We start from the raw sequence: 25409 nt of genomic DNA on the forward strand, positions 1-25409 counted from the left end.
ATTTATCTCCGATACATGTGCTAGGAATTGAGACGTGCGACGCTTCGAATTCGCGGTGGACCGGCAGCACGCCCATGCGGTCAACGAAGTCTTCGCCGACTTGCGACGACTGCGCGTCATGGCGGTCGCGGCCGCCGTCATCGCCGCGACCGGCACCGCGTATCTGATCTGGCTCAACCATCCGTGGGCCTATCTGCTGGCGATCGCATTCGCACTCGGCGCGGTCGTCGCGCTGTGGGTGGCGTTTTGGACACCGCACCGTTCCAGCATCGACAAGCTCTATGCCGACGGTGAACTGGTTGCCGCGGTCGTCTCCGAAACGCATCCGAGCGGGGTCGTGCTGCTCGCGCTGGTCGATGTCTCGAGACCGGAGACTCCCGATCCACGCTATGCGCTGGTCATCAGGAAGGTCAGGGATCTGCCGGGGCATGAGAAGCGCGCGGGTGAGCGGGTGCCGTCGGTCGCGGTGCGCACCGATCGGGCGCCGCATCAGGTCGGCGAGCGCTGGCAGTCGGTCAGCGCCATGCCGATCGCCTGGGGCACCCGCGACGGCACTGTCATCGATCGGGCGCGCGCGGCCATCAGCGAGGTCGAATGGCGGTTGCTCGCCGATAATCTGGAACTCGCCGACAAGGTGCGGCGCACCTCTGCCAAACGGTTGCTGCTCGACCCGCACCAGCTCCCCGGCGACCTGGGGTCCTGATCAGCCGAATTCCCTTGCGCCGCCGAATAGACTCGGTAAATGGTTCCGGCGTCCAACCTGCTGGCTTTCATCGCCGCATCGATTGTCATCATCGTCATCCCCGGACCGGGCGTGCTATTCACCATCGGCCGGGCCCTCGCGCTCGGCCGCCGCGCCGCCTTGGTCTCGGTATTCGGTCATTCCGCGGGCGTTTTCATCGCGCTACTGCTGGTCTCGGTGGGCCTGGGCACCCTGCTCGCGGCCTCGGCGCTCGCACTCACCCTGGTCAAGTTCGCCGGTGCGCTCTATCTGATGTACCTCGGAATCCAGGCGATCCGCGAGCGCAAGGCGTTGCGGGCGGCGCTGAACGCGCAGCTCGACCCCGCCGATGCCAAGGTTTTTCGGCAGAGCGTCCTCGTCGGGCTGACCAATCCCAAGGCGATCGTCTTCTTCTCGGCGGTACTGCCGCATTTCGCCGAACCGTCGGCGGGTTCGCTGCAGTTGCAATTCCTGATCCTCGGCTCCATCTTCCTGGCGATCGCATTGGTCTCCGATAGCGCTTGGGGCCTGCTCGCCGCATCGGCTCGAACCTGGTTCGCGCGTTCGCCGCAACGACTGGAGGCGGTCGGCGGTGCGGGCGGTGCGATGATCTTCGGGCTCGGCGCGTCGGTGGCGCTCAGCGGTAGCGCCGACTGAAGCGGCTACCATCCACCGAGGTCAGGTGGGGCCGTGAAAGGGGTGGTGGTGGTATGAGGTGGTCCGGCTGGTTGTGTGCGGCCGTGGTCGGCGCACTTCTCGCCGCCCCGGTTCCGGTGAACGCCGATCCGCTCGTCGGCGCGCCGGGTCTGGACGATCCGTACTACCCGCTGGACGGCAATGGCGGCTACGACGTCGGCCACTACGAGGTCACCATCGACTACGACCCGCCGAGCCATCAGCTCACCGGCACCACCACGATCGATGCCACCGCCACCCAGCCCTTGCGGATGTTCAATCTGGACTTCAACGGCCCGAACGTTCGCATGGTCTCGGTGAACAACCTGCCCGCCGCCTTCGACCGCAACGGCGAGCATGAACTGACCGTGACCCCGCTGCTGCCGCTGCTGCCCGGCCTGCCCTTCACCGTGACCGTCGACTACGCCGGGGAAGCCAGGAACACCGAGGGCGAGGGCTGGACCTATTCACCCAGCGGCGGCGCCTTCGTCTCGGGCGAACCGCATTCGGCCACCACCTGGTATCCGCTCAACGACACCCCGCTGGACAAGGCCACCTTCACCCTGCACGCGTCGGTTCCCGCGGAATGGGAGGTGGTTTCCAACGGTGTGCGCACCGAGAACGCGGTCGCCGGTGCGAAGCGCGACGTCACCTGGGAGTCGCATCAACCGGTACTCGGCTACCTGACCACGGTCGCAATCGATCACTACAGCTTCCTCGAACAGACCCGCCCCAACGGAACCCCGCTGATCAGCGCCTTCGCCCCGAATGCGGAGCGCAATAGGGAAACCGAGCAGCGCCTGCCCGAAATCATCGACTTCGAAGAGGCGCTCTACGGTCCCTATCCGTTCGACGCCGCGGGTGGCATCTACGTCGACGCGGATCTGGAGTTCTCGCTGGAGACCCAGACGCGTCCGATCTACGCACCGTGGACCGACCTGCCGACCGCGGTGCACGAAATAGCGCACCAATGGTGGGGTGATTCGGTTTCGGTGCGGCAATGGTCCGATATCTGCCTGAACGAATGCTTCGCCAGCTACACCGCCGACTATCTGTGGCCGGAGCGGATGGAGGGCAAGGACGTCGACGCGGCCTACCGCGAGACCATTCGGAAACATCGTACCGACCCGAAATTCTGGGATATTCCGCTGGAAAACCCGGGCGTCGGAAATGAATTCACCTCCGTCTACTATCGCGGCCCGTTGTTCCTGCACGCCTTGCGCAAACAACTCGGCGACGATGTGTTCTTCACGGCCGTCCGGGAATTCAATGCCGCCCATGCCCATGGCAACGCCTCGATGCCGGAGTTCCGCATTTTCATGCAGTCGAAATCCCTGACCGATCTGACCGGCTTCTTCGACGCCTGGTTGAACCGCACCACAATGCCCCCGGACGAGTATCTCTTCCCCGGCGCACTGCGCGGCTGACGTTCAGTCGACGCGTTCGCGGGCCTTTTCCACCCAGCGCTCTGCCCGATCGAGTTGTTTCCGGGCCGCGCGTAGTTGGTCCTGTGCACCGCGATCGGCGGTGCGGGCGAATTGCTTCTGCTGTTCGGCGTGCGCAAGCTCTTCGCGCAGTGCCTCGATGCGGGATTCGCTCTCGGTCAATCGGTTTGCCGTCTCTTCGGCCTCCGCCTGGGCTGAATCCATTGCCGCACGGGCAGATTCGAGGGCTTCGACTGCGTCATCGAGTTCTTGGCCCGCATTGTCTTCCGCGGCGGGTTCGGTGGATTTCTTTGTGCCCGTGCCGCTTACCGAGGTGAGTGCGGCACCGGTCGGTCCGAAACCCGCATAACTCGCCGATGTCACCAGTGTCCCGCTGCGCACCTGCTCGGCGACCGCGTCATCGGCCAGCGCCGCCGTAAGCGTCTGTCCGACCTCACGCAGTACCCCCTCGGTGACCGGATGCCCGCGATCTGCGGCCAGTGCGCCCGCCCGCTTGGCAAGGGCATTGACGACTTGCTGCCGCTGCGTGGTCAGCGCGCGCAACTGATCGCCGGACAATTCTCGTTGCGCCGTACGCAGCGCGGTCCCGAGTTGCAGCAGCGCATCGACATCATCGGGCGCCACACGGGCCAGCAGGTTCACCGTCCAGGCGACCACCGTCGGCTTACGTAGCTTGCCCACGGCGGTCGCGAGTTCCTTATCGCCCGCGTCCTTGGCCTCGGCGACGCGTGCCGCCCTGGCGGCGATGAACTCACCAGGGTCGAGTCCGTACAAGTCGACGGCGACCTCTTCGAGCCTCATACTTTCCAAGCGTAACGACCGGGACTCCGGAAGCGACAGAGTGCACATACTGGACAAACGTCCATGGGTTCGTGATGCGAAAGGCATTGATAGTGAACAGTTTAGGTCTCATGGTCCTCGTCAACCTGATCCCGAAATTCGTCAACCTCGCATTGGTAGGCCTGACCGGACTGATGGGCCAGTACTGACCCGCGCCGCGGATTTGGTCGGTCGTCCGAACTGCTGATGCGGTTCGGGTGACCGTGACGGTATCCTCACCGCGTTCACATCTGTCGTGAACGCGTTCGGTGAGAGAGGGTTTCACGTTGAAGTTCCCAGGAATGAGGCTGCTGGCACGCATTGTGCTCGCCCTCCTGGCGGTGGGCGCATTGGTGGCCGTGGTGACCGGTTGTTCGGCGCTCGACAATGCAAGCAAGTCCGACACCGCCAAGGCGAAGGTCGGTGATTGCATCAATGTCACCGACAGTTCGTCATCGGCCACCAAGTCCGAGCCGGTCGACTGCTCGTCGCCGCAGGCGGTTTACAAGGTATTCCAGACCGCGGACAAGAAGATCGAATGCGCGGCCGAATACACCACCTACACCGAGGACCTGGTCAGTGGCGGCCAGGCCTACATGTGCCTCGCGCCGAACTTCAAGCAGGGCAGCTGCTACGCCGACGTCGGCACCAACCCGTACAAGTACGTGGACTGCTCCTCTTCCGAAGCCACCTTCAAGGTGGTGCAGCGCATCGACGGTCAGGCCGACGAATTGCAGTGTGGTGCCGACGCGACCAGCTTCGTGACCGTCCCGGACCCGAAGGTCACCTTCTGCCTCGGCGCAGCCAAGGGCTGATTACTCGAGTAGTGCGACCGACGCGATCCGGTGCAAGGTGAAATGCCGGATCGCGCCGGTTACCGGGTCCAGTGCGTCGAGCTGGCCGTTGCCGACCTTCAGCGGTTCGACCACGCGCTGTGACGCGACGCCCTGGGCGTCGACATAACCGATATTGACCGACCGCCGCACCCGCGCCGCCAATTGCAGCAGCGCCAGGGTTGCGGCGGTACTGGTTCTGGTGCCGTCGGGGCGCACCGCCTGGCCGTTGCGGGCGCTGGCGGCTCGCTCACCCGCGCGCAGCTCCGCTACGAGCAGTGTCAGCTGTTCGGTGCTCGGCGGCGTCGGGCGATACGGCTGCCTGGCATGCGGGCGCACCGCGATCCGGGCGCCGCGTGGGCGCAGATCGACAATGGTGCCAGCGGAATCCTCACCGGCCGGGGCGAATCCGGCCGCGCGCAACCGTTCGAGCAATTCGCCGAGCGGGGCCTGGGCAATGGCGACGGTGGGTGCGATGGCCCGCAGCGCGAGTTCGCTCGCCACCGGCGAGCTCAGCACCTGCGCGAGCAGTGCCGGATCGTCACTGCGGACGAACGACTGAGCCATACCGGCCCGTAGTTGGCCGTGTCTGCGCGCGACGTCATCGATCAGATAGGACAGCGACTGCGGGATCGGTGTGCGGGAATGCGTGGTGAACAGCGTATGCAGTTCGGCCGCGGTCATCCCGGCATCCAGCGCACGTCGCACCGATGTGTCGCTGATCCGGTAAACCGTTGCCGCACCGGCGGATTCGATATCGGCCACGAGTGCCACCCGGCTCTGTAACTCCGGCGTCAGCGGACCGGGCGCGATGACGGTCAGATCCGCCTGGACCAGTACATGATCGATGGGCTCGGGCAGCGCCGATTCCATCTCGGCCTCGGCATCGGACACGCTGGTCGGCGAGCCGTGCAGCAACGCCCGCGCCGGTGAGGCGAGCGCACCGCGTCCGACGAAACCGAGCGCCGCGGCCTCTTCCAGCGTGTGCTCGACCGCCTCGGCGCGAAAGTGCCTGCGCCAACGCGGTTGCCGCCAGGCCAGCAGTCGGCCGATATCGGTGGGGGCCAGTGCGGTGCCGGTCGGATATTCGGCGAGCAGATTCAGCATCGTACGACGGTCGCGGGGCGCGTGCGGGGTGCGCAGTTCGATCGACAATGCCGCCAGCGGTTTGTCATTGGCATCGCGCATGCCGATCATCCACGGCATGCGGTCCAGGTCCAGCCAGGCCTGTGCCAGCGCCACCCAGCGGCGCGCGGGCGGTGCGTCGCGCCAGCCGTCGGCGGCCGGTGTGGGCGCCCAGAAGTCGTCGGTGGAGTCGAATTCCGGTGGCGGGTCCGGCATACCCTTCTCGACGAGTTTGGCCGCGGCGAGCAGTTCGGCGAGCAGTCCGGCGCGCGGTTCGTCGATACCGGTCTGTTTGGCGATGCGGCGCAACTCCCGCACTCCGAGCCCACCCGCGCGCAATGCGGGCGCGGGCGCCTGGCCGAGCGCCTCCAGAATGTCGGCGCAGTGCCGCAGTAGCTCGCCCACTTCGCCCGCCGCGACTGCATTCACTTCGGTGGGACTGTGCTTGGTCGGTGTCGGCTCCGGCGGTTTCAGCGCGTGCGGATGGGTCACCGGCTCCCTGCGCAGCACCTGACCGACGGTGACCGGGAGTTCGACCGTCTCCTCGTCGATCCAGTGCAGTAATCGGCGGCCGAGCAGTTGCTGGATCGGGCGGTCGGCCGGTGTGCCCGGAGCCGCGTCCCTGGTGCGTCCGCGCGGACCCGTGGTGGCCAGCTTGTCCAGCAGCGCGCGTTCGGCGGGGGAGATGGCCGCGAGGGCCGCGATCACCTCGGGCTCGGTCAGGGCATCCGGAATTTCGGTGGTGCTGCCGATCGGCCACGGCAGCGCCTCGGCGGTGGCCGGGATCAGATGTAGGTCGTCACCGTCGTTCCAGACCAGCGCGCGATCGGATAGGCGGGCCAGCGCGGCATCGATCGCCGCGACCTTCACCCGATCTTTCAACTGCACGCGCAATGCCTTGCGACTCATCGGCCTTCCGCCCGAACCCGTCGCCCGATGCACCGCAAGGGTTTCCACGATCGCGAACTCGAGTGTGTCCAGGTCATCGGTGGCACGCAGGACCGACGCGCGCTGCTCGGCGCGGGCCGCGAGCACCGCCATGGAGGAGGGCAGTGGCACGGCCAGATCGGGCCGGAGTTCGAGCAGGGCCACCAGCTGCGCATCGCTGCGGGCCGCGAGCCACCCGGCCAATGAATCGGTCGCAGTCATCCGATCCAGCCTACGGTGCACGATATTTATCTGCTGGTCTGACTCGGCACATCGAATTCGCGACGTGACGACTGATTTCGTCGGCACATGGGAAACTCGTCGGGAAAGCCCAAGATCGGAGCAGACAACTGACCGCCGGCCCGCGACGTGGATTTCTTTGCACCTACGACCGACAAAAGGCCCGGGGAGGCGGGGGAGCGAGTATGCAGCGCGTTAGCATGTGGACGTGGTGAACAAATCGAAGAAACCCTATGTCGACCATGGCTGGCCCTCGGTGGAGGACGGTGGCCATGCGGTCACCGAACTGTCGTCGACTCGTTCCGGTGGGCTCTCGCCGTTCGGTGAGGACACCGAGTTTCCGGTTCCGGCCGATCAGCTGCCTTACATGCACCCGAATACGGTGATCAACCGCTGAGCGGCGCACCGCTCGGTACCCGGACGGAAAACCCGCGGATACGAAGAAGGTCCCCGCATCCTTGATGCGGGGACCTTCTTCGTACGGTCTGCGTTGTGACGACTCAGGAGGGCAGCATGCTCTTGTTCGCCTCGTAGAAGCTCACGACTGCCGGGTCGAGCTGAGTGCCCTTGGCGGCATTGAAGAAATCGAGGGCTTCCTGCGGGATCTGCACACCCTGGCCCTGTACAACGGCGACGGCGCGGTCGATCGCGCTGAAGACCTCCTGGCTGGGGTCCGCGGCGGCCTGCTCCGGAGCAGCCGGGCCCGGGTTCCAGCGCGGGGTCTCGGTGGAGGAGGGGGCGGTGCGCGGTGTGGATCCGCTGCTCAGGCCGAGTGAGGACGAGCAGGAGGGCCAAGCGCCCCAGCCCTGGCTGGCGAGGACCTTCTCGGCGACCGCGATCTGCTGTTCGCGGCTGGCCTGGTTGGCCGTCGCGGCGTATTCGCCGCCGCCGTGGGCATTCCAGGTGCTGGGCGAGAACTGCAGTCCGCCCTGGAAACCGTTGCCGGTGTTGATGCCCCAGTTACCGCCGGCCTCGCACTGGGCGAGCCGATCCCAGTCCTGATCGGGTGCCGCGCTGGCGTTTCCAGCCAGAGCCACACCTGCGGTGCCGATGATCGCGCCGGTGACGGCGACCTTGGCTACGGTGCGCCCGGTGGAGGTTGGCTTGCGATGGCGTCCACTCATTGCGGGTTCGTCTGCCTCTCGTACGCATCTGCAAGTGGTCCGGACTGAGAGGTCGTCCGTCCCGCCCTCACCCCTGCTTCCGTTGGGGTCCGGTACCCGCGGGGCGAGGTTTGATGCGGCGGGCCGGTGGTTGCCGGTTGTCCCGGCTGGGTAAGACGGTACGACGATCGCCGCGAAAAATCACTATTTGGTAACCGGCGGGTCTGAATGGGTCTCGGACTGGTATTGGTTGCGGCCGAGAGGCTTCCGCGCAGCTGAGAGATGGTGCGGACGGGCCGGTCGGGAGCGGCTGCCGCCCCGTTACCGCGCTGTTATGTGACGAGGATCACACTGGCGGTTCGGTAACGATTAGCAGGGGTAACCGGTTTATCGCGATCGTCGGCCGGACCACAGTGCGAAGACGATCGCGCAGAGGAAGCCGAGCGGCGCCAACATCGCCAGCAGATACAGCCACAGGCCCGGGTCGGAATCGCTGAGGATCGGTGTCAGAAATATGGCGACGATCGCAAGCAAGCCGATCGCGAACAGACCGAGTGCCACGTACAGCAACCGGTCGCCCGCGCGGCGTGGCGAGCGGTTCGGAGGCGGTGGCGCGGATGGGTTCGTCACTGCTCGACCGTAAAACTGATGTGCTTGCGTTATTCGCACCGGGGTAGACTCGGTGCAATCGCGTCCTGCACAGCTGTGGGGCGCGTTCTTTTCGCAAACTGACAGGAGCTGTCCGAGGCGGTATGCCGGACGAGCACCTGGGCAGACGGATGTGCTCGGGCCAGTGCGGCCCGAGTTTCGATGATGAACGGGTGAGTGCAGTGCCGACCGGCAGGGTGAAGTGGTACGACGTCGAAAAGGGCTTCGGCTTCCTTTCCCAGGACGAGGGTGAGGATGTCTATGTCCGTTCGTCCGCGCTGCCTGCCGGCGTCGATGGGCTCAAGCCCGGTCAGCGTGTCGAATTCGGCATGGCCGCCGGTCGCCGTGGGCCGCAGGCGCTGAGTCTGAAGGTGCTCGAATCGCCGCCCTCGGTCCGTCAGGGCCAGGAGCGCGATCGCGGTGCGCACAAGGAACCGGCCGCGCGCAAGCACACGCCGGACGAGCTGCACGGGATGGTCGAGGACATGATCACCCTGCTCGAGGCCAAGGTGCAGCCGGATCTGCGCAAGGGCAGGTATCCGGATCGCAAGACCGCGCAGCGCATTTCGGAAGTGGTGCGGGCGGTCGCGCGCGAACTCGATCACTGACGTTCGCGGATAACGAATTACGCGCGCTGCCCGGCTTACCGGGCAGCGCGCGAATCGTTTTCGGGCCGACCGTCGCTGCCGATCTTTTCGAGCGGCCTGCAAGCAGTCGCTGCTGACCTTTTCGAGCGGCCTGCAAGCAGTCGCTGCTGACCTTTTCGAGCGGCCTGCAAGCAGTCGCTACTGACCCTTTCGAGCGACCTGCAAGCAGTCGCTACGGCGAGGTACTGATCGACCAAGCCGCGTGCGGCACGTAGAACTCGCGGCCGGTTTCGTCGCGCGCGAGGATCGGCAGCTGCAATTCGATACCGACGAGCCGCAATTCGGGCTCCGGCTTCGAATCGATGGTGACGGCGAGTGCGCCCTCGGGGTAGTCGTTGCGGCTCACTACCCGGTCCACCTTCTCGCCGGTAGGCATGGCGTAGACCAGCTGCGCCAGCCAGGGCGCGTCGGCGATCTTCTTCGGGAGCGACAGCTGCAGCGGGTATCCGGCGGGGACGTCCAGGGTGACGGTCTCGCCGTACTTGCAGTCCTCCATTTTCACTGTGCAGTACAGGAATGGGGACACCGTGACGGTCTTGCCGTGGGCGTATGCGGTGACGGTCGGGTCGGGGTGGTCCGCGTTGCGGACGAACACCGTCAACACGCCGACGAAGGCGACGGTGAACACCAGTAGGGCCGCCACACATAGCGCGACGACGGTGCGGGTACTCGGCTTGCTCACGACTGCGCCTCGCTGGCGCTCGGCTCCGTCGCTAGCAAAGCTGCTGTGTCTTTGGTTTGTTCGCTGCGCTCACTCACAGATCGCGTCTCCTGTGCCTCGTTGCATGTGCTTAGTGTCGCTACCGCGCTCCTTGCCGCGTTGCGCGGCTCGGTCGGCGTCGGTGTGTCGGGTTGTCGCGACCTCCTGCTCGGCATGTTCGGGGCGATGGCCGCCGAGGCCGGGCAGCAGGGAGTGGCCGCGGTCGCTGATGAAGGTCTGCAGCAGCCCGAACAGCAGGATCGCGGAGATGAACGCGAAACCCTGCCAGTAGGTGGTCGGCATCAGCACGCCCGCCGCGCCGCCGAGAACCCAGCTGAGCTGCAGTACGGTCTCGGACCGGCCGAAGCCGGACGCGATCGATTCCGGCGGCAGATCGTCCTGGATGGAGGCGTCCAGCGATACCTTCGCCAGCGCGCTCGCACCCGCCGCGACCAGGGTGGCCAATGCGGCGCCGAGCAGATTGTCGAGGAAGACCGCGAGCAGGGCGACCGCGCAGCAGGCCGCGGTGCAGCCCAGCACGATCAGTGACGGCTTGCCGAGTTCGATCCGGGCGCCGGTCGCATTGCCGACGAAATTGCCGATCGCCGCGGCCACGCCGACCACGCCGAGCATGGCGGCCTGCTGCCAGCCGCCGTGTTCGGTTGCCTTGGCGACGAAGGCCACATAGAACGTCAGGAAGCCGGTCAAGACGCGAATGGCGCTATTGCCCCACAGTCCGGTCACGACCGCGCGGCCCAGCGGCTGCCTGCGCTTGCGCGGCGGAACCGTGGCTTCGGTTGCCGGACTGAACACTTCGGTTTTCGCGTGATAGCTGAGGGTCGCCGGGACCTCGCCCTCGGTGACCTCGACCCAACGTGGGATGCGCAGGCTCAGGAAAGTTCCCGCGATCGCGATCGCGGCCGCCAGCACCAGTGCGCCATTGGAGCCGGCGATCGCGGCGGCGAGTGCGGCGACCGCGCCCGCGCCGATGGTGCCGCCGACCAGACCGAATACGGTGAGCCGAGAGTTGGTGCGCACCAAGTCGATTTCGGGTGGCAGTACGCGTGGCGTCACCGCGCTCTTGAGCACCGAGAACGATTTACTGCCGATCATCATGCACAGGGCGAGCGGATACAGCGCCCAGCTGTCGAAGGCGATGATCAGCACCACCGCGACCACCACGCGCAGAGCGAAGGAGGTAGCGAGTGCGAGGCGGCGGCCGCGCTGTAGTCGGTCCAGCATCGGTCCGATGAGCGGGGCGATCACCGCGAACGGGGCGATGGTAATCAATAGGTACAGCGCGACTTTGGTCTTGCTCTCCGCGGTCGCGCTGGCGAAGAACAGTGTGTTGGCCAGGGCCACCGCGATCGCGGCGTCCAAGGCGAAATTCGCCATGGTGGCGTAGGTCAGCGCGGTGAGGCCGGATTTGTCGGCGCCGTCGGCCTTGGCGGCGCGCTGGAAGGTTGCCACGCCGCGGGAGGTGAGTTCACGGCCGCGCATGGCGGCGACCCGGGTGACGGTCAGCTTGCGCGGAACGCGCTGGGGCTCGGCCGGGATTTCGGTCTCCGGCGGCGGGTCTGCCGGTTTCGCGGATCCGCCGGGCAGCGGCTTGGTCGGCGGTGCTTCGCGGCGTTGCGGTGGTTCGGGTCGCAGGGGCGGTAGCGAGGACCGGTGGGGCGGGTTGTGGGGTGGCGGGTAGCGGTCGTAACCGGGGTGACGCTGGATCGGTGGGGACTCCTCGCCATCCCACGGACCGCGGTCGGAACCGGAGGGATCGCGGGGAGTAGTCACAACCTCAATTCTGTCGTACATCGGCGACTTGGGTTCAATTGCCGCTCCAAGCCGTCCGGAAAGGTGACCCGGCTCGCCTATGCCTCCACCTCGCCGGCGCTCGGTTCCGGCACGAGCGAGTGCTCGGCTGTGTTCCTGGTTCGCTCGCTCACTCCGGTACGAATCGGACCTCGAAGATGGTCGGCCAGTATTTGCCGGTGATCAGGAAGCGGTCCGTGCCGGGCAGTTGGGCGATGCCGTTGAGCACATCGGTGCCCGCGCGCACGGTCGCGGGCAGCAGTCCGCTCGCGTCGATGACCGCGAGGACACGGCCGGTTTCGGGATCGATGTGCAGGATCTCGTCGGTGGGATAGGAATTGGCGTAGACGGAACCGTCGGCGGCACAATCGAGTTCGTTGAGGTGGGTGCGGTTTCGGGTGCTGAGGGTGACCGTGCCGGTCGCGGCGAAAGTGACCGGATCGCGGAAGGTGAGGGTGTCGGTGCCGTTGCTCATCACCAATTTGCCCGCGCGGGTGCACAGACTCCAGCCCTCACCGTCGTAGGACGCCCTGGCGCGTTCGGTCAGTGTGCCCGGATCGCGGGCGATCGCCACCCGGTCCTTCCAGGTGAGCTGCCAGAGGGTGGCACCGGCTTTGGTGACGCCCTCGCCGAAGTAGGGCGCGGGCAGTTCGACTCTGGTCAGTTCCTCGCCGGTAGTCAGATCGGTGGCGCGCACGCCCGACGCGCCCGGCATGCCGGTGGCTTCGTAGAGCACGGTGCCGTCGACCTCCAGCCCCTCGGTAAACGCCCGTGGATCGTGCGGACGGGTGCCGACCACCTCGATATGCAGTCGCGGCGGATCGTCGTCGGAGCCGCCACACCCGGTGATTCCGAGCAGGCTGACCAGGACAACGACGGCCAACGAACGCCGATTGCGCTCCATACGGCAAAATGTAGGCCGTGAGCGCAGTATCTGTTTCGCAGTCCGGCGTGCGGCCGATCCTTGCCGATGCCGTCGACGTCGCCCGCCGTGCGCTCCTGGAGCTGGAGCCGACCGGCGTCGGCGCACATATCGGTGTCACCGCCGAGGACGAATCCGCGGCGACCCACCGGTTCGAGGCCGCACTGCCCGGTTACCGCGGCTGGCAGTGGGCGGTCGTGGTGGCGGCCCCGCCCGGCGCGCAATACGCGACGGTGAGCGAATCGGCGCTGCTGCCCGGCCCGGACGCGCTGGTCGCACCCGATTTCGTTCCGTGGGAGCAGCGCGTACGCCCCGGCGATCTGGCGCCCGGCGACCTGCTCGCCCCGCGCACTGATGATCCCCGGCTGGTGCCCGGCTACGTCGCGAGCGGCGATCCGGCCGTCGACGAGGTTGCGCTGGAAATCGGCCTGGGCCGCACCAAGGTGCTCAGCCGCGAGGGCCGCGAAGAAGCCGCCGAACGCTGGTACTCCGAATTCGGCCCCGAAACCGATATGGCCAAGGCCGCCCCCTCCACCTGCGGCCGCTGCGGCTTCTACCTCCCCCTCGCCGGCGCCCTCCGCTCCGCCTTCGGCGTCTGCGGCAACGCCATGGGCGCCGACGGCCACGTAGTCCATGCCGAATACGGCTGCGGCGCGCATTCGGACGTAGAAGTCCCGACCGGTGGGGGATCGCCGCTGTACGAGGCGTATGACGACGCGGCTTTCGATGTGATCCCGGTTGAGGCGTTGCGCAAGCCCGCCGCACCGGACGCGGTGGCCGGTGCCGAGAGTGCCCCGGGGACAAGCGATGCTGCGACTGCCGCCGAACCGACCACGGTCGAGCCGAGCGACCGTGCCGCATCCGATACTGCCGCCGAGCCGAGCGACGCGGCTCCGGGCGATGCGACGGCTGAGTCGCCCAGCGCGGTGGAGTCGACCGCTCTCCCGTCGGATGACGTTGTGGTTGAGCCAGGCGCCGAAGCTGCTGTGTCGCAGTCGGAATCGGATCTTGGTGTCGCTACTGGGGTGGCCGCTGCGAGTGATGCTGCCGGTGCGGCGATTCACGGGGCGTCGGCAATCGGTGCAGAGGGTGGCGTCGCTGGCGGCGAGTCGAGCGTCGACGAGGCTGTGTCCGAATCTTCGGGTGCTGCTCCGGCATCGGACGTCGACCGCGTGGCTGAGTCGGTCGTCGATGCGGCGGTCGAAACTGACGCCGTGGTGACTGAACCGGGGATCGAAGCTACTGAGGCGCAGCCGGAATCGAATGCAGGCGCGGCCGGTGCGGCGGCAGCCTTCGTAGGCGAAGCTGAAGTTCCAGGTGATGAAGCTTCCTCCGTTCGAGGCGAGGCGGCCGACGCGCACGCCGTGAGTGCGGACGCTGATGGCGGCGCTGTCGATGCCGGTACAGCTGGCGCTGATGGCGAGGTGGCCGGCGCAGGCAGTGCGAGTGTGGACGTCGCTGGTGGCGTTGCGCGCGCTGACAGCGAGACCGCGGGTGCTGATGGCACGGCCGTCGACTCTGTCGGTGGGGATGCCGAGCTCGATGGCGGCGTTGCTCACGCTCGCAGTGAGACCACGGGCGTTGATGACGAGGGCGCCGATGTTGGCGGTGCGAGTGCGGATGTCGACGGTGGTGTTGCGCGTGCTGACAGCGACACCGCCGGTGCTGATCGCGGGGCAGCCGACAGTGCGACTGCGGACACTGATGGTGGGGAGATCGGAACTGATGGCGGGGCCTCGGCTGTTCGTGGCGAGGTAGCCGGTGCTGACGGTGCTGTGGCGGACGATGACGGTGGGCACGCAGACGCTGACGGCGGGGTCGCGGGTACTGATGGTGAGGCTGCTGACAGTGCGGGTGGGAGTGGGCCCGGGGCTGCGGCTCGGCCGGAGTTCGGGTCATCGCTGCAGGGGTGAGCGCGGTATCGGCAGCGGATCCGTTCGGGACCTCGGGGCTGCGGGCGGCGGTTCTTGCGGCTTGGCGTGATTCGCCTACTCGGCTGCGGGAGGATGCGGCGACCGAGGCTGATCTGGTGCGGGCGGGGTATCGGGATCGGCTGCTGACCGAATTGGCGCAGAACGCCGCGGATGCGGCGACCAAGGCCGGCGTCCCGGGCCGAGTGGTGGTGCGTCTCGTCGACGGTGCCGTGTACATCTCGAATACCGGTGCACCGCTGGATCTTTCGGGTGTACACGCGTTGACCGCACTGCGTGCTTCCGGCAAGGCTGATCCGGCCGCGAGCGTCGGCCGCTTCGGCGTCGGCTTCACCGCCGTACGCACGGTAAGCGACGAGATCGAGGTCCGATCGACCACCGGCTCCATACGGTTCTCCCACGATCTCACCTGGAAAGCCCTGCGCGACAACGCGATCACCGTCCCGGACCCGGCCGAAACCTTCACCCCACCCGTCCTCCGCCTGGCCTGGCCGACCGACGCCACCCCGCCACCAGACGCAGACACCGAGATCGTCCTGCGCCTGCGCCCGGACATCGACCCCCAATCCCTACTCGCCGCAATGCGCGCTGAAGCCGTCGACCTCCTCCTGGAACTGCCCGCCCTGCAGAGCATCCAAATCGGCGAGGACGAGATCACCAGCACGGTCACCGATCTGCCCAACGAACGTCCGCACCGGCACGAGCAACCCCACCTCGCGCAGGTCAGTGCGGATTTCGGCGCCGGCGATTCGTATCCGCATGGTCGACAAGGCCCGTCAGACGGCAGTGGTAGTGCTGGGCAAGCGGACCGGATCGGGCCGCAGGACACCCGCGACGTCGAATTCGGCGGCACCGATGCAGATCTGAGCACCGGCCGATCCGCAGGGCTAGGGCTCAGGGAACTGCGCATCGACGGCCCCGGATCGGAGCGACGGGTTTGGTGGGAGTACCGAACGGCGCGGGCGCGCTGGTTGCTGCCGGTGCGGGATGGCAGGCCGGTACCCGCCGCACATGATGTGCTGCGCGCACCCACGCGATCCGACGAGGAACTGTCGCTACCGGCTCTACTGATCGCCGACATTCCCATGCAGCCGGACCGCCGACGCGTCCTACCCGGTGCCCGCCTTGCCGAATTCGCCGAGGGCTATGCCGATTTCGCGCGTGCACTTCCGCCGCGTGACCGGCTCGTCGTGGTTCCCGCACCGGGTTTCGCCCGCAGCGAGATCGACGGCATCCTGCGTGAGGCGCTGATCCGCGAACTGCAGACCCATCCTTGGCTACCGGTCGTAACCGCTCGTCCGAAAACCTCTGGTGAAACGACCGCACTTTCGGGACCAGCCGGTATCAACCCGGCCGACTCAGCTGCGGACCAGGTCTTTTCGGGACCCATAGTAGTCGGGAGCGATGCCGATCGTCATGGTTCGCTTGCGAATGCCGGTGCGTCGGAAACCGAGGATTGGTCTGCGGGCCTGCCCGGTGACGCGCGTTCATCCGTGCTCCAAGCAATCCGTGACGCAGTGCCTACCCGAGCGAGCGTATTCACCGGTCTGAGTCGGGAATTGGCCGACCTGCTCGATGACATCGTCGGACCGCTGGTGGTGCCCGAGTTATCCGGGCGCGCACAGAGCGAGGCCCTGGGTGTGCTGGATGTGCACAGATTGGGACTTGCTCGGCTGGCGGAACTTTCGGGCGGGCTGGAGCGGTCGCCGAAGTGGTGGCACTCGCTGTATGCGGCGTTGGAGTCATACGTTGTCGATCCCCTGGCGGCCGAGGAACTCGGCGCGCTCGCGGTACCGCTGGCGGACGGTCGGCTGGTAACCGGCCCGCGCACAGTAGTTTTGGATGACCAGCTCGACGTCGCCATACCGGTGCACTGGGCGCGTTTGGTGCATCCCGAGGCAGTTCATCCGCTCCTCGCGCGACTCGGCGCACGTTCGGCCACTGCCGAGGATCTATTGAGCGATCCCGGATTACGCGCGGAACTGGAGGACCAGCCGGGCGATCCCGATACCACCGACGCTGTGCTGCGGCTCGCCGCACATGCCGATCCGTCGGCACTACCCTCCTGGCTGGGCCTGCTCGAATTACCCGACACGACCGGAGAATCGCTCCCCGCCGACGAATTGCTGCTCCCCGACGCACCGCTGAGCTCATTACTCGTGCCGGATTCGCCATTCGGCACCGTCGCATCGGATCTGGTGGACCGCTACGGTGCCGAAGCGCTGCGCGCGTTAGGCGTCGGCTGGGATTTCAGCATTGTTGTCGAAACCGATCCCACCGGCCCCGACCACCACCTGGACGACGAGGAGCGCTGGTGGTCGGGCCTGCCCGAGGATCCACCGGAACTGGCCGCCGTGCGCGACCTCGACCTCGTCGACGAGTCAGCCTGGTCGGCGGCCTTGCGGCAGTTGGCATCCAGTCCGCGTACCCGCGAACTGCTCACCGATCCCGACGGCTATACGGCCTGGTGGTTGCGCAGACACGCGCGCGTCGACGGCACACCCCTGGGCCTGTTCCGCCACCCTGCCGATACCGAATTCGCCGGCCTACTTCCCGAATTCGAGCACCCGGACCTGGATTCCGAAGCCTTACGCGCAGTTCTGGCGAATCCGAATGCCATCACCCAGGAACTGGCCGCCGCACTACTGGACGCCCTCGCCGATCCATCGAAAACCCCTACACCCGAGGTGGTTTCCCGAACTCACGCCCGCCTTGCCGCCGCCGTGGCTCACCTCGACCTGACCGAACTCGAACTCCCAGACCGCGTGCGCACCTTGTCTTCGGCAGTCGTCGACCCCGACGACGCCTGGGTGCTCGACCAGCCGTGGTTCGGCCTCGCCGTTCCCGCTGATCACCTGGTAGCGGGCGATACCGCCACGGCATCCGCCCTCGCGACCTTGCTCGATCTCCCCATGGTCTCCGATGTGATCACCGCTGAGGTGACGAGCCAGGGCCGCCACACCACGTGGTCCGCCGAACCACTGGGAATCGTTCTCCGCCAACTCTTCACCCTGCTCGATCAGCAGGGCGACCTGGTTCTCCACGACGACCTCCAGATCCGCCTACGCGGCGCCCTCGAAGCCACCATCTCCGTCCCCTGGTGGCGCGACAACACAACCACCCACATCCAAACCCCCCACCCCTCCCCCTAACCACCCCCCAGCCCCACGGAATCCAACCACCACCCACGCCACCCGGCTGGACAAATGATCACGTGGAAACCATTGCGGCAAAACGCGAGAACCCCCCGCCATCAGTGCCACCTGATCTTGATCGCCGGCTACGCCGCGTAGTTGGCGACCATATCGCTGAGGAGGTCCAGTTGGGTGCGCACGCTTTCGCTGTCGTTGTCGACCAACCAGCGCAGCACGACTCCGTCGATCACATTCAAGGTGAAGCGGCTGAGCGTCGGCACCGGCACGGACCACCGGCAACCGGTGGCATCGCGCGCATGGTCGAGGATGTCGGCGACCGTGGTGTCGTTGAATGCGTACTGTTCGCGCGCGATCGCGAGTTTTGCGGGAGTCGATTCCCCTTCGCGTAGCGCATATGTCGTGGTTTCGTATGTGAGCAGTTGTCGTTCCGGTGTGGCTTCAATGTTGAGCCACATCAGTTCGAGTCCTGCGCGCACCAATTTTTGAAGCGCTTCTTTTCCACTTCCGACGTCTTGCCAAACTGTTTCGTTGGCATCGACAGAATCGCGTAATTCCATCGACAACGCCTTGACCAGCTCGGTCATCAGCGCGTCCTTGTTTTCGAAACAGTAATGCACCACACCGAGCGAAACACCAGCTGCCTGAGCGACATCGCGCGTGGTCACGCCCGCGACGCCCTTTTTCTCGGCAAGGCCGATGGCTGCCTCGATAAGGTGGGCCCGTCGTTCTTCGACGCTCAATCGGGAGGACACCCAAGCGAGTTAAGTCCGCAACTCCGTCACAGTCAATTCGCAGGGCCGAAAATCTCGACTGGACGATTGTCCAGTTGTGTGGTTCGCTTCAGCACGGGATCGAAGGGAGACGCGTATGCCGGTGTCACGCAGAAGGGTGCTGGCCCGAACCGCAGCGGGTTCCGCCGCGCTCGCGACAGCGGCCGCGGTGCCAGGTCTGACTTCGGCGCTCGGCGCACCGGCCGCCGCGGCTCCCGAATCAGGTGACTACCTCATCGGACTCGGTCTTTCCGATATCACCGGTCCGGCCGCCGAATGCGGAATGATGGGCTATTCACAGTTCGAGCAGCAGACGGCGGGTATCCATCTGCGCCCGCGTGCTCGTGCATTCATCATCGACAGTGGTGCGCGCCGAATCGTGTTCGCGGTCGCGGAGAACGGCATGATTTTCCAGTCCGTGCATCGCGGCGTCATGCTCGAACTCGCCCGCCGCTTCGGTGATCTGTACACCGAACAGAACGTCGCGCTCACCTCGACGCATTCGCATGCGACCTGTGGTGGCTCCAGCAACGATTACGCGTACAACCTGTCGATTCTGGGTTTTCAACAGCAGGTATACGACGCCGAGGTGAACGGCATTGTGGAGGCGATCGCCGCCGCGCACGCCGATCTCGGACCGGGCACGCTTTCGCTGGGTCGCGCCGAACTGCACGACGCGAGCGTCAACCGATCGCGAGTTGCCTTCGAACGCAATCCGGATGCGGATAAACAGCACTTCCCGAATGCCATCGACCCGGCGGTCACCGCACTGTCATTCGTCAAGGGCGGCAAACAAGTCGGCGCAATCACCTGGTTCGCCACGCACAACACGTCGATGACCAACCAGAACCGACTGATCAGCGCGGATAACAAGGGTTACGCCTCGTTCTCCTATGAACACACCGAGCATGGCGTTCGCTATCTCGAGGGCCCGGCCGATTTTGTCGCCGCGTTCGCGCAGACCAACGCGGGGGATATGTCCCCGAATCTCAATCTGCAACCCGGTTCGGGACCGACCGAGAACGAGTTCGAGAACACCCGCATCATCGGCGAGCGTCAGTACCGCGCGTCGAAAACCGCATTGTCCGGCGCACGGTCCATCAGCGGTCCGGTCGATTCGATGCTCTGTTATATCGACCTGGCCGATACCGCCGTCGACGGCAGATTCACACCTGATGGCCAACCGCGCCACACCGCGCCCGCCGCCGCGGGCGTCTCGCTCATCGCGGGCAGCGTCGAGGATGGTCCCGGCCTGCCCGGAATCCCGATACCCGAGGGTGTGCGCAATCCGTTCATCGATGCGCTCGGCGATCCGCGCCGGCCTGCACCGTCCTGGCTTGCGGATGCGCAGGCCCCCAAAGCGATCATCGTGCCGCTCGGGCTGTTGCCGCCGGTGCCGTGGGTGCCGAATGTGGTGCCGATCCAGATCGTTCGGATCGGTGAGCTCTACTTGGCCTGCGGCGGTGGAGAATTCACCATCGTCGCCGGACTGCGCATCCGGCAAGCTGTTGCCGCCGCGCTCGGCATTCCGCTGGCGCAGGTGCTGATGCAGGGCTACGCGAACGCGTACCACGAATACGTCACCACTCCGGAGGAATACGACTCCCAGCAATACGAGGGCGGCTCAACCCTCTTCGGCCGCTACACATTGCCCGCCTACCAGCAGGAGTTCACCCGTCTGGCAACGGCTTTCGCCGCCCGTCAGCAGGTCCCGCGCGGACCGGCGCCGCGCGACATATCCAACCTGCAGCCGAACTTCCAACCCGCACCCGGCCCGGACACCACACCGTCGGGTCGTGGATTCGGCGATGTCCTGACCCAGCCCGCCGCTTCGTACGCGCCCGGTACCCAGGCCGTCGCCGAATTCGTCTCCGCCCACCCGAAACACAACCCCCGTCGCAACGGCACCTTCCTGGAAGTGCAGCGCCGCAACGCATCCGGCGACTGGGTCCGCGTCGCCAACGAGGGCGAATGGGCCGTCCGCTTCTACTGGAGCAAGCGTGGACCGGCCGAATCCGTGGCCCGCTTCACCTGGGACATCCCGACGGACGCCATCCCAGGCACCTACCGCATGCAACACTTCGCCGACAGTCTGAGTTCCGACGGCACCCTGCATCCCTTCACCGGTATCACCAACGAGTTCGAAGTGAGCTGAGGCGGGCGGTCAAAGTCCGGTTTGCGCGCCTTTGTCGCCGCGGCGGGCGCCCCGGCGCTGGATCGCGAAGATCGTATAGCCGAGCAGGCCGACGGCCATACCCATCAGACACACCGGGCGGGCGGATTCCCAGCCGTCGATGGTCCACACGACGACGGTGGCGATCAGCCAGAGGGCGCTGCCGACCGCGAGGACCGGCCGTGGATCGGTGAAGCGCGGCGGGATCTGCGGGACATGCTGGGTCACAGCTGCGCCTCACTGGCGCTCGGCTCCGCTGCGACCCAGGGTGCTGTGTCTTTGGTTCTCTCGCTACGCTCGATCACGATCACAGCGTAGCTGCGGGAAGAGGCGGTCACCGGCCAGCATGTCCCGTATCGTTCTGCTCTGTGACAACGCCATCGGATGTTCGAGCTCTCGCCGGTGAGCTGTCGCTCGCGGTGGTGCGCTTGACGCGACATCTGCGGGGGCGGCGCACCGACGCGCAGATTTCGCTGACGCAGCTCTCCGCACTCGCCACCCTGCATCGAGAAGGGGCGATGACGCCGGGCGCGTTGGCCGCCAAGGAGCGCGTGCAGCCGCCTTCGATGACGCGCGTGATCGCCTCGCTCTCCGATCTGGAATTGGTGGAGCGCAAGCCGCATCCGACCGATGGCCGCCAGATCATCGTGTCGCTCTCGGATGCGGGTCGCGCACTGATCGCCGACGAAACCAGCGCCCGCGAGGCCTGGATGACCGAACAGCTCTCAACCCTCACCGACGAACAACTGGTCGTGCTGACGCGCGCCGTCGGCATCATGAAGCAACTCGTCGACGACTCGGAGTAACCGGACCCCTCCCGGGTCGCTGCTGGTGCCCCGTCCAGATAGGTTGCTTCGCTATCAGGTCCAGCTGCGCGCCGCGCGTAGTCGAAAAGTGGCTCGCGACGCCGTCCGACACCGCAATTCGACTGCGCTCGACGGGATGGTGCCAAACCAGAGACTCGGTAACGCGCAGCAGCTAATCGGACGAGGCGCTAGCGAGGTACGTAACCACCGCGGGCGTATTGGGCGCCGAATGGTTGGTCGCTGTCTACAATTTCGCGGCCGAGGGGGAACAGGGAGATCGGGATGAGTTTGAGGTTCGCCCAGCCGAAGGGGATGCCGATGATCGAGATGAACAGGGGGATGCTGGTGAGCAGGTGGCCGAGCGCCAGCCACCAACCGGCGACGATGAACCAGATGATGTTGCCGATCATCGATCCGACACCCGCGGAAGGCTTTTCGACTGTCGTGCGTCCGAACGGCCAGAGCACATAGGTCGCGATCCGGAACGAAGCGATACCCCACGGGATCGTGATGATCAGAACGCAGCAGATGATGCCGGCGACAATGTAGCCGAGCGCCATCCAGAACCCCACGAATACGAGCCACAGGATATTGAGCACCAGCTGAATCGGCTTCATGAATCCAGCATGCCAGCCCACCTCGCCTCCGTACATCACTCCGGAGTACGAGGTCGGCTCAGGGATATCCCCGATCAGCTGACCCAGCGCCCTGACCAGCCGCCTCGGCGCAGAACGGCGGTCATCACGGATTCGGCCGCTCAGAACTGCTCGGTTCGGCAAACCCAGGCAGTCTCAGGCCTAGAGGCAGCCCGGCGCAGAAAGGCCCCGAAACTGCGGCTGGTCGACCCGAGCCCGGCTCACACATTCAGCTCGACCAAGAACCAGTCGTACGGCGGAGACAACCCAGCTCCGCGGGAGCAGACCGGCTGGCGGGACCAGCCCCGATTCGGCGGGACCGGGCTGGCCCAACACAGACAGCCCAGCTCAGAAAAACCAGCCGAGTACTGCTTCTCGTTCCGCGCCGAATGCCTCGTCGAGGGCGCGTAGCTGTGCGGCGTCCTTGGCCTGCAGGCGGTTGGCGGCTGCGAAGACTCGGGCCGGGTAGGCACCGAGGTACACGGAGGCCAGGACGTCGATGCCGAGTTCGAAGTCGGGTGGGCGAGTGGTGGGTGTGCATTCGGCGATGCCGTCGCGCACCGTGAGTGCGAAGGTGCCGCCCGCGTTGCGGAATGGATCCTGCACTGCGAGAACGACATCGAGGTCACGCAGGTATGAGCGAGCGGTCAGCGCCGCAGGGACATCCATGAGCCGCAACCACAAATCGTCGAAGCGCGCCTTCGTGCGTACCAGTCGGAGATCGGTGAGCAGATACGGGAGCGGATCGTTGTCGGTGATCGCCGCCTCGACGTGACTGCACAGCTCCAACCCGAATAGCGCCCGCCACAACGCGATTTGCGCTTCCGGGGTCACCGCGCGCATCTCCTCGACCACCGCAGACTTGCCTTGTTCGCGACGGTGGTAGCGGTACAGCACATAACCGTCCGGGTGCAGGAATACGAAGAGCTCGGTGCCGCCGTCGCGGAACGCGGGCGAATCGGAGAGGTCCATCTGCCAGCGGGCCTCGGGACGTGCCTGCGCACCAGGCACCAGGCGCCGCCACCGGTCGTAGATCGCGCGCAGTTGTTCGCCCGCATCGGCCACGGTGCTGAGCACCACGCCGCCCGGATCGGGTGCGGACGGCAGGAATTCGACGAACCGCCGGTCGATCGAGACCGCATTCTGCCGAATCGTCGGCCCGTACCCGAACCGGCCGTAGATGGCGCCCTGACTCGCGGTGAAGATGGTCAGCGGAAGCCCCGCCGCCTCGGTGCGCTGATGTTGTTCGGTGTAGATGGCCCGCAGAATCCCGCGCCGCCGGTGCGTCGGAGCGACTCCGACCCCGGCGATTCCGCAGGCCTCGACCGTGCGCTCCCCGGGCACCGTCAGCGTCATCCGAGTGGACCTGGCATGTCCGACGACACGCCCGTCATCGATCGCGACGATCGCCTCCTCGGTCGGAAAGACCTGCGCCCGCGATTCCGCATACTCCGGTTCGCTGCGCATCCCGAACGAGGTGTCGCCGAGCAACTGAATGGCGGCCACGTCATCGTCTGTGGCCGACCGAATGGTGATGCCGGGTATCAGCGTCATCCCTCGACGATCGCACGCCACCTGACCCGCCCGCACCCGAATTACCGCCACTTCGCACGGATCGATGTTCGCACGGACCGGACCGCAGATGTCCGGTCCGTACAGCCCATCGACGACGTTGACCTGCGTTCTTGCCGAGTTGGACGCCGGCAGGCGTTGCCGATCGAGAGCCGGGTGCGGGCTGTTTTTCGGCTGCGCCGTCGGGGGGCGATTCGACGAGCCGCGCTCGCCGAGGATGGCCCGACGCATCCCGCGCTGGTGGTTGCGGTGGTGTCGGCGAAGTTCGTTTCGCTCGGACGGGCGATCGATGAGTCGCGGCGCGGTCATCACTGTCCGGACCGGACTCGCAAATCAGCCGATCTAGCTGCGCGAAGGACGAGTCAGGTGCGTGGTGCTCGGATCGACGCACCGTTCGATCGGTGACTTCGGCCAGGTCCACGAGAGTCCCGGCTACCAACTGCTGGAGGCTTTGTCCGCACTGTCGTGGCACAGTCAGCCGACCCGGTACTCGCTTCCAGTTCATGCTGCTGACGACGCGCCCGCAGCCCTGAAGGTCATTCTGGTCTCGGAAATCTCGGCGAAGTGTGTCCGCCGATGATGGATCCGATTGTGGTTGGGCGGGGTTGGCGCGGCAGGATGATGTCGTGGCTGATGTGATCGATATCGACGATCCCGCCGATCCGCGTGTCGATGACTTTCGCGATCTGAAGTCGGCGGATCGTCGGCCGGATCTGCCGGGGCGCAAGGGGTTGGTGATCGCGGAGGGGGTGGTGGTCGTCCAGCGGATGTTGGATTCGCGGTTTCGGCCCAGTGCGCTGCTCGGGGTGGAGAAGCGGCGGGTGGAACTCGCGGAGGATCTGGCGCGGATCGATGTGCCGTATTACCGGGCGAGTGCCGAGGTGATGGCGGAGGTGGTCGGATTCCATCTCAATCGCGGGGTGCTCGCGGTGGCGCGCAGGCCCGCGGAGTTGACCGTGGACGACGTCATCGAGCGGGCCCGCACGGTCGCGGTGTTGGAGGGCGTGAACGATCACGAAAATCTCGGCTCGATGTTCCGGAATGCGGCCGGACTAGGCGTCGAGGCGATTCTGTTCGGCGGTCGGTGTGCCGATCCGCTGTATCGGCGGTCGGTGCGGGTGTCGATGGGGCATGTGCTGCGGGTGCCGTTCGCGCAACTACCGAAGTGGCCGGAGGGGCTGGATGTATTGCGGAGCAAGGGATTCCAGATCATCGCGCTCACCCCGAACCCGGCCGCGGTGAATTTGGCGACGGCGATGACGGGGGAGCGGGTGGCGCTGCTGCTCGGCGCGGAGGGACCCGGATTGACCGAGGAAGCCATGCGGGCCACCGACATTCGAGCCCGCATCCCGATGTCACCCGGCACCGATTCGCTCAATGTGGCGACGGCGGCCGCCATGGCGTTCTATGAACGGGTGAGGACGTCGTGAGCTATTTCCCGAACGGGGCGTACCGGCCCTACCAGCCGTACCAGGACCCGACTCCGTGGGCTGCCGGACTCACCGTCGCGACCATGGTCGCACTGCTGACGGCCGTCGCGGTGTACGCATTCGGCTCGGCCCTGGCGGAGGTCCATCCGCTGCTCGCGATCCTGGTCAACCTCGTCGCGGTCGGTGGCGCCGCACCCACGGCCTGGCGTTGGCGCCTGGCACCGGTGACCCGCTGGGTCATCGGTGGCGGCGCCGCCGGTGTATTGCTCGGCTGGCTGGTCCTGATCATCGGTGGCCTGTCGAGTTAGCAGACCTCGCCGGAC

General features: G+C 66.2%; 23 protein-coding genes. 12 read left to right on the top strand and 11 right to left on the bottom strand.

Translation table 11 applies throughout. The annotated features are described in order from the left end of the window. Positions 1–34: 34 nt before the first annotated feature. The 3 genes from OIE68_RS35305 to OIE68_RS35315 are packed head-to-tail and all read left to right on the top strand — an operon-like array spanning position 35 to position 2823. Positions 35–703 carry a DUF3239 domain-containing protein gene (locus OIE68_RS35305; protein WP_327095270.1) on the top strand — a complete coding sequence of 223 codons (669 nt, stop codon included), beginning with the start codon at positions 35–37 and terminating at the stop codon, positions 701–703. A 39-nt stretch (positions 704–742) separates the two neighbouring features. Further along, positions 743–1378: a LysE family translocator gene (locus OIE68_RS35310; RefSeq protein ID WP_327095271.1), complete on the top strand. Its 636-nt coding sequence runs from the start codon at positions 743–745 to the stop codon at positions 1376–1378. 53 nt (positions 1379–1431) lie between these two features. Then, positions 1432–2823: a M1 family metallopeptidase gene (locus tag OIE68_RS35315; protein WP_327095272.1), complete on the top strand. Its 1392-nt coding sequence runs from the start codon at positions 1432–1434 to the stop codon at positions 2821–2823. Positions 2824–2826: 3 nt separating this feature from the next. Here OIE68_RS35315 and OIE68_RS35320 read toward each other — a convergent pair whose 3' ends face one another. After that, entirely contained in the window at positions 2827–3642 is an 816-nt protein-coding gene (locus OIE68_RS35320) for a hypothetical protein (protein ID WP_327095273.1), read from the bottom strand. A gap of 320 nt (positions 3643–3962) precedes the next feature. Between OIE68_RS35320 and OIE68_RS35325 the strand changes: the two genes are divergently transcribed. After that, the gene (locus OIE68_RS35325) at positions 3963–4475 is read left to right on the top strand and encodes an LppU/SCO3897 family protein (RefSeq protein WP_327095274.1); all 513 of its coding nucleotides are present in this window, start codon (positions 3963–3965) and stop codon (positions 4473–4475) included. Here OIE68_RS35325 and OIE68_RS35330 read toward each other — a convergent pair whose 3' ends face one another. After that, positions 4476–6767, bottom strand: a complete 2292-nt coding sequence (locus OIE68_RS35330) for a helicase-associated domain-containing protein (protein ID WP_327095275.1) — start codon at positions 6765–6767, stop codon at positions 4476–4478. A 226-nt stretch (positions 6768–6993) separates the two neighbouring features. Here OIE68_RS35330 and OIE68_RS35335 point away from each other — a divergent pair, with 226 nt between their 5' ends. Next, positions 6994–7182, top strand: a complete 189-nt coding sequence (locus OIE68_RS35335; protein ID WP_040686441.1) for a hypothetical protein — start codon at positions 6994–6996, stop codon at positions 7180–7182. A 103-nt stretch (positions 7183–7285) separates the two neighbouring features. On the opposite strand, the gene OIE68_RS35340 is transcribed toward OIE68_RS35335, so the two are convergent. Both OIE68_RS35340 and OIE68_RS35345 read right to left on the bottom strand, forming a co-directional pair. Further along, positions 7286–7909 (bottom strand): transglycosylase family protein, encoded by a 624-nt coding sequence (locus OIE68_RS35340; RefSeq protein ID WP_327095276.1) that lies wholly within the window; start codon positions 7907–7909, stop codon positions 7286–7288. 366 nt (positions 7910–8275) lie between these two features. Next, entirely contained in the window at positions 8276–8518 is a 243-nt protein-coding gene (locus tag OIE68_RS35345) for a hypothetical protein (RefSeq protein ID WP_327095277.1), read from the bottom strand. 200 nt (positions 8519–8718) lie between these two features. Here OIE68_RS35345 and OIE68_RS35350 point away from each other — a divergent pair, with 200 nt between their 5' ends. Next, the gene (locus OIE68_RS35350) at positions 8719–9144 is read left to right on the top strand and encodes a cold-shock protein (RefSeq protein ID WP_327101942.1); all 426 of its coding nucleotides are present in this window, start codon (positions 8719–8721) and stop codon (positions 9142–9144) included. Between the two features lie 211 nt (positions 9145–9355). Here the strand turns inward: OIE68_RS35350 and OIE68_RS35355 are convergent, their stop codons facing one another. The 3 genes from OIE68_RS35355 to OIE68_RS35365 form a co-directional block, all read right to left on the bottom strand. Continuing rightward, positions 9356–9865 carry a DUF2771 domain-containing protein gene (locus tag OIE68_RS35355; RefSeq protein ID WP_327095278.1) on the bottom strand — a complete coding sequence of 170 codons (510 nt, stop codon included), beginning with the start codon at positions 9863–9865 and terminating at the stop codon, positions 9356–9358. A gap of 69 nt (positions 9866–9934) precedes the next feature. After that, positions 9935–11674, bottom strand: coding sequence for an MFS transporter (locus OIE68_RS35360; RefSeq protein WP_327095279.1), 1740 nt, complete (start codon positions 11672–11674; stop codon positions 9935–9937). A 148-nt stretch (positions 11675–11822) separates the two neighbouring features. Continuing rightward, the gene (locus OIE68_RS35365; protein ID WP_327095280.1) at positions 11823–12596 is read right to left on the bottom strand and encodes a glutaminyl-peptide cyclotransferase; all 774 of its coding nucleotides are present in this window, start codon (positions 12594–12596) and stop codon (positions 11823–11825) included. A 17-nt stretch (positions 12597–12613) separates the two neighbouring features. Here OIE68_RS35365 and OIE68_RS35370 point away from each other — a divergent pair, with 17 nt between their 5' ends. Next, positions 12614–14527: a DUF3027 domain-containing protein gene (locus OIE68_RS35370; RefSeq protein ID WP_327095281.1), complete on the top strand. Its 1914-nt coding sequence runs from the start codon at positions 12614–12616 to the stop codon at positions 14525–14527. Then, the gene (locus OIE68_RS35375; RefSeq protein ID WP_327095282.1) at positions 14524–17697 is read left to right on the top strand and encodes a sacsin N-terminal ATP-binding-like domain-containing protein; all 3174 of its coding nucleotides are present in this window, start codon (positions 14524–14526) and stop codon (positions 17695–17697) included. The genes OIE68_RS35370 and OIE68_RS35375 overlap by 4 nt, the downstream gene beginning before the upstream one ends. Before the next feature lie 128 nt (positions 17698–17825). Here OIE68_RS35375 and OIE68_RS35380 read toward each other — a convergent pair whose 3' ends face one another. Beyond that, positions 17826–18440: a TetR/AcrR family transcriptional regulator gene (locus OIE68_RS35380; RefSeq protein ID WP_327095283.1), complete on the bottom strand. Its 615-nt coding sequence runs from the start codon at positions 18438–18440 to the stop codon at positions 17826–17828. A gap of 127 nt (positions 18441–18567) precedes the next feature. Between OIE68_RS35380 and OIE68_RS35385 the strand changes: the two genes are divergently transcribed. Then, the gene (locus OIE68_RS35385) at positions 18568–20625 is read left to right on the top strand and encodes a neutral/alkaline ceramidase (protein WP_327095284.1); all 2058 of its coding nucleotides are present in this window, start codon (positions 18568–18570) and stop codon (positions 20623–20625) included. Positions 20626–20634: 9 nt separating this feature from the next. Here OIE68_RS35385 and OIE68_RS35390 read toward each other — a convergent pair whose 3' ends face one another. Continuing rightward, positions 20635–20871, bottom strand: a complete 237-nt coding sequence (locus OIE68_RS35390) for a DUF2530 domain-containing protein (protein WP_327095285.1) — start codon at positions 20869–20871, stop codon at positions 20635–20637. A gap of 140 nt (positions 20872–21011) precedes the next feature. Between OIE68_RS35390 and OIE68_RS35395 the strand changes: the two genes are divergently transcribed. Further along, positions 21012–21449 (top strand): MarR family transcriptional regulator, encoded by a 438-nt coding sequence (locus OIE68_RS35395; RefSeq protein WP_327095286.1) that lies wholly within the window; start codon positions 21012–21014, stop codon positions 21447–21449. Between the two features lie 188 nt (positions 21450–21637). On the opposite strand, the gene OIE68_RS35400 is transcribed toward OIE68_RS35395, so the two are convergent. Together OIE68_RS35400 and OIE68_RS35405 are read right to left on the bottom strand one after the other, a co-directional pair. After that, entirely contained in the window at positions 21638–22066 is a 429-nt protein-coding gene (locus OIE68_RS35400) for a YccF domain-containing protein (protein WP_040686456.1), read from the bottom strand. A gap of 366 nt (positions 22067–22432) precedes the next feature. Further along, entirely contained in the window at positions 22433–23638 is a 1206-nt protein-coding gene (locus OIE68_RS35405; RefSeq protein ID WP_327095287.1) for a GNAT family N-acetyltransferase, read from the bottom strand. A gap of 644 nt (positions 23639–24282) precedes the next feature. Between OIE68_RS35405 and OIE68_RS35410 the strand changes: the two genes are divergently transcribed. Then, the gene (locus tag OIE68_RS35410) at positions 24283–25086 is read left to right on the top strand and encodes an RNA methyltransferase (RefSeq protein WP_327095288.1); all 804 of its coding nucleotides are present in this window, start codon (positions 24283–24285) and stop codon (positions 25084–25086) included. Further along, a complete protein-coding gene (locus OIE68_RS35415; protein WP_327095289.1) occupies positions 25083–25394 on the top strand; it encodes a DUF2537 domain-containing protein in 312 nt (103 codons plus the stop codon). The genes OIE68_RS35410 and OIE68_RS35415 overlap by 4 nt, the downstream gene beginning before the upstream one ends. Positions 25395–25409 lie beyond the last annotated feature (15 nt).

The organism is Nocardia vinacea (assembly GCF_035920345.1).
GTDB lineage: Bacteria > Actinomycetota > Actinomycetes > Mycobacteriales > Mycobacteriaceae > Nocardia > Nocardia vinacea_A.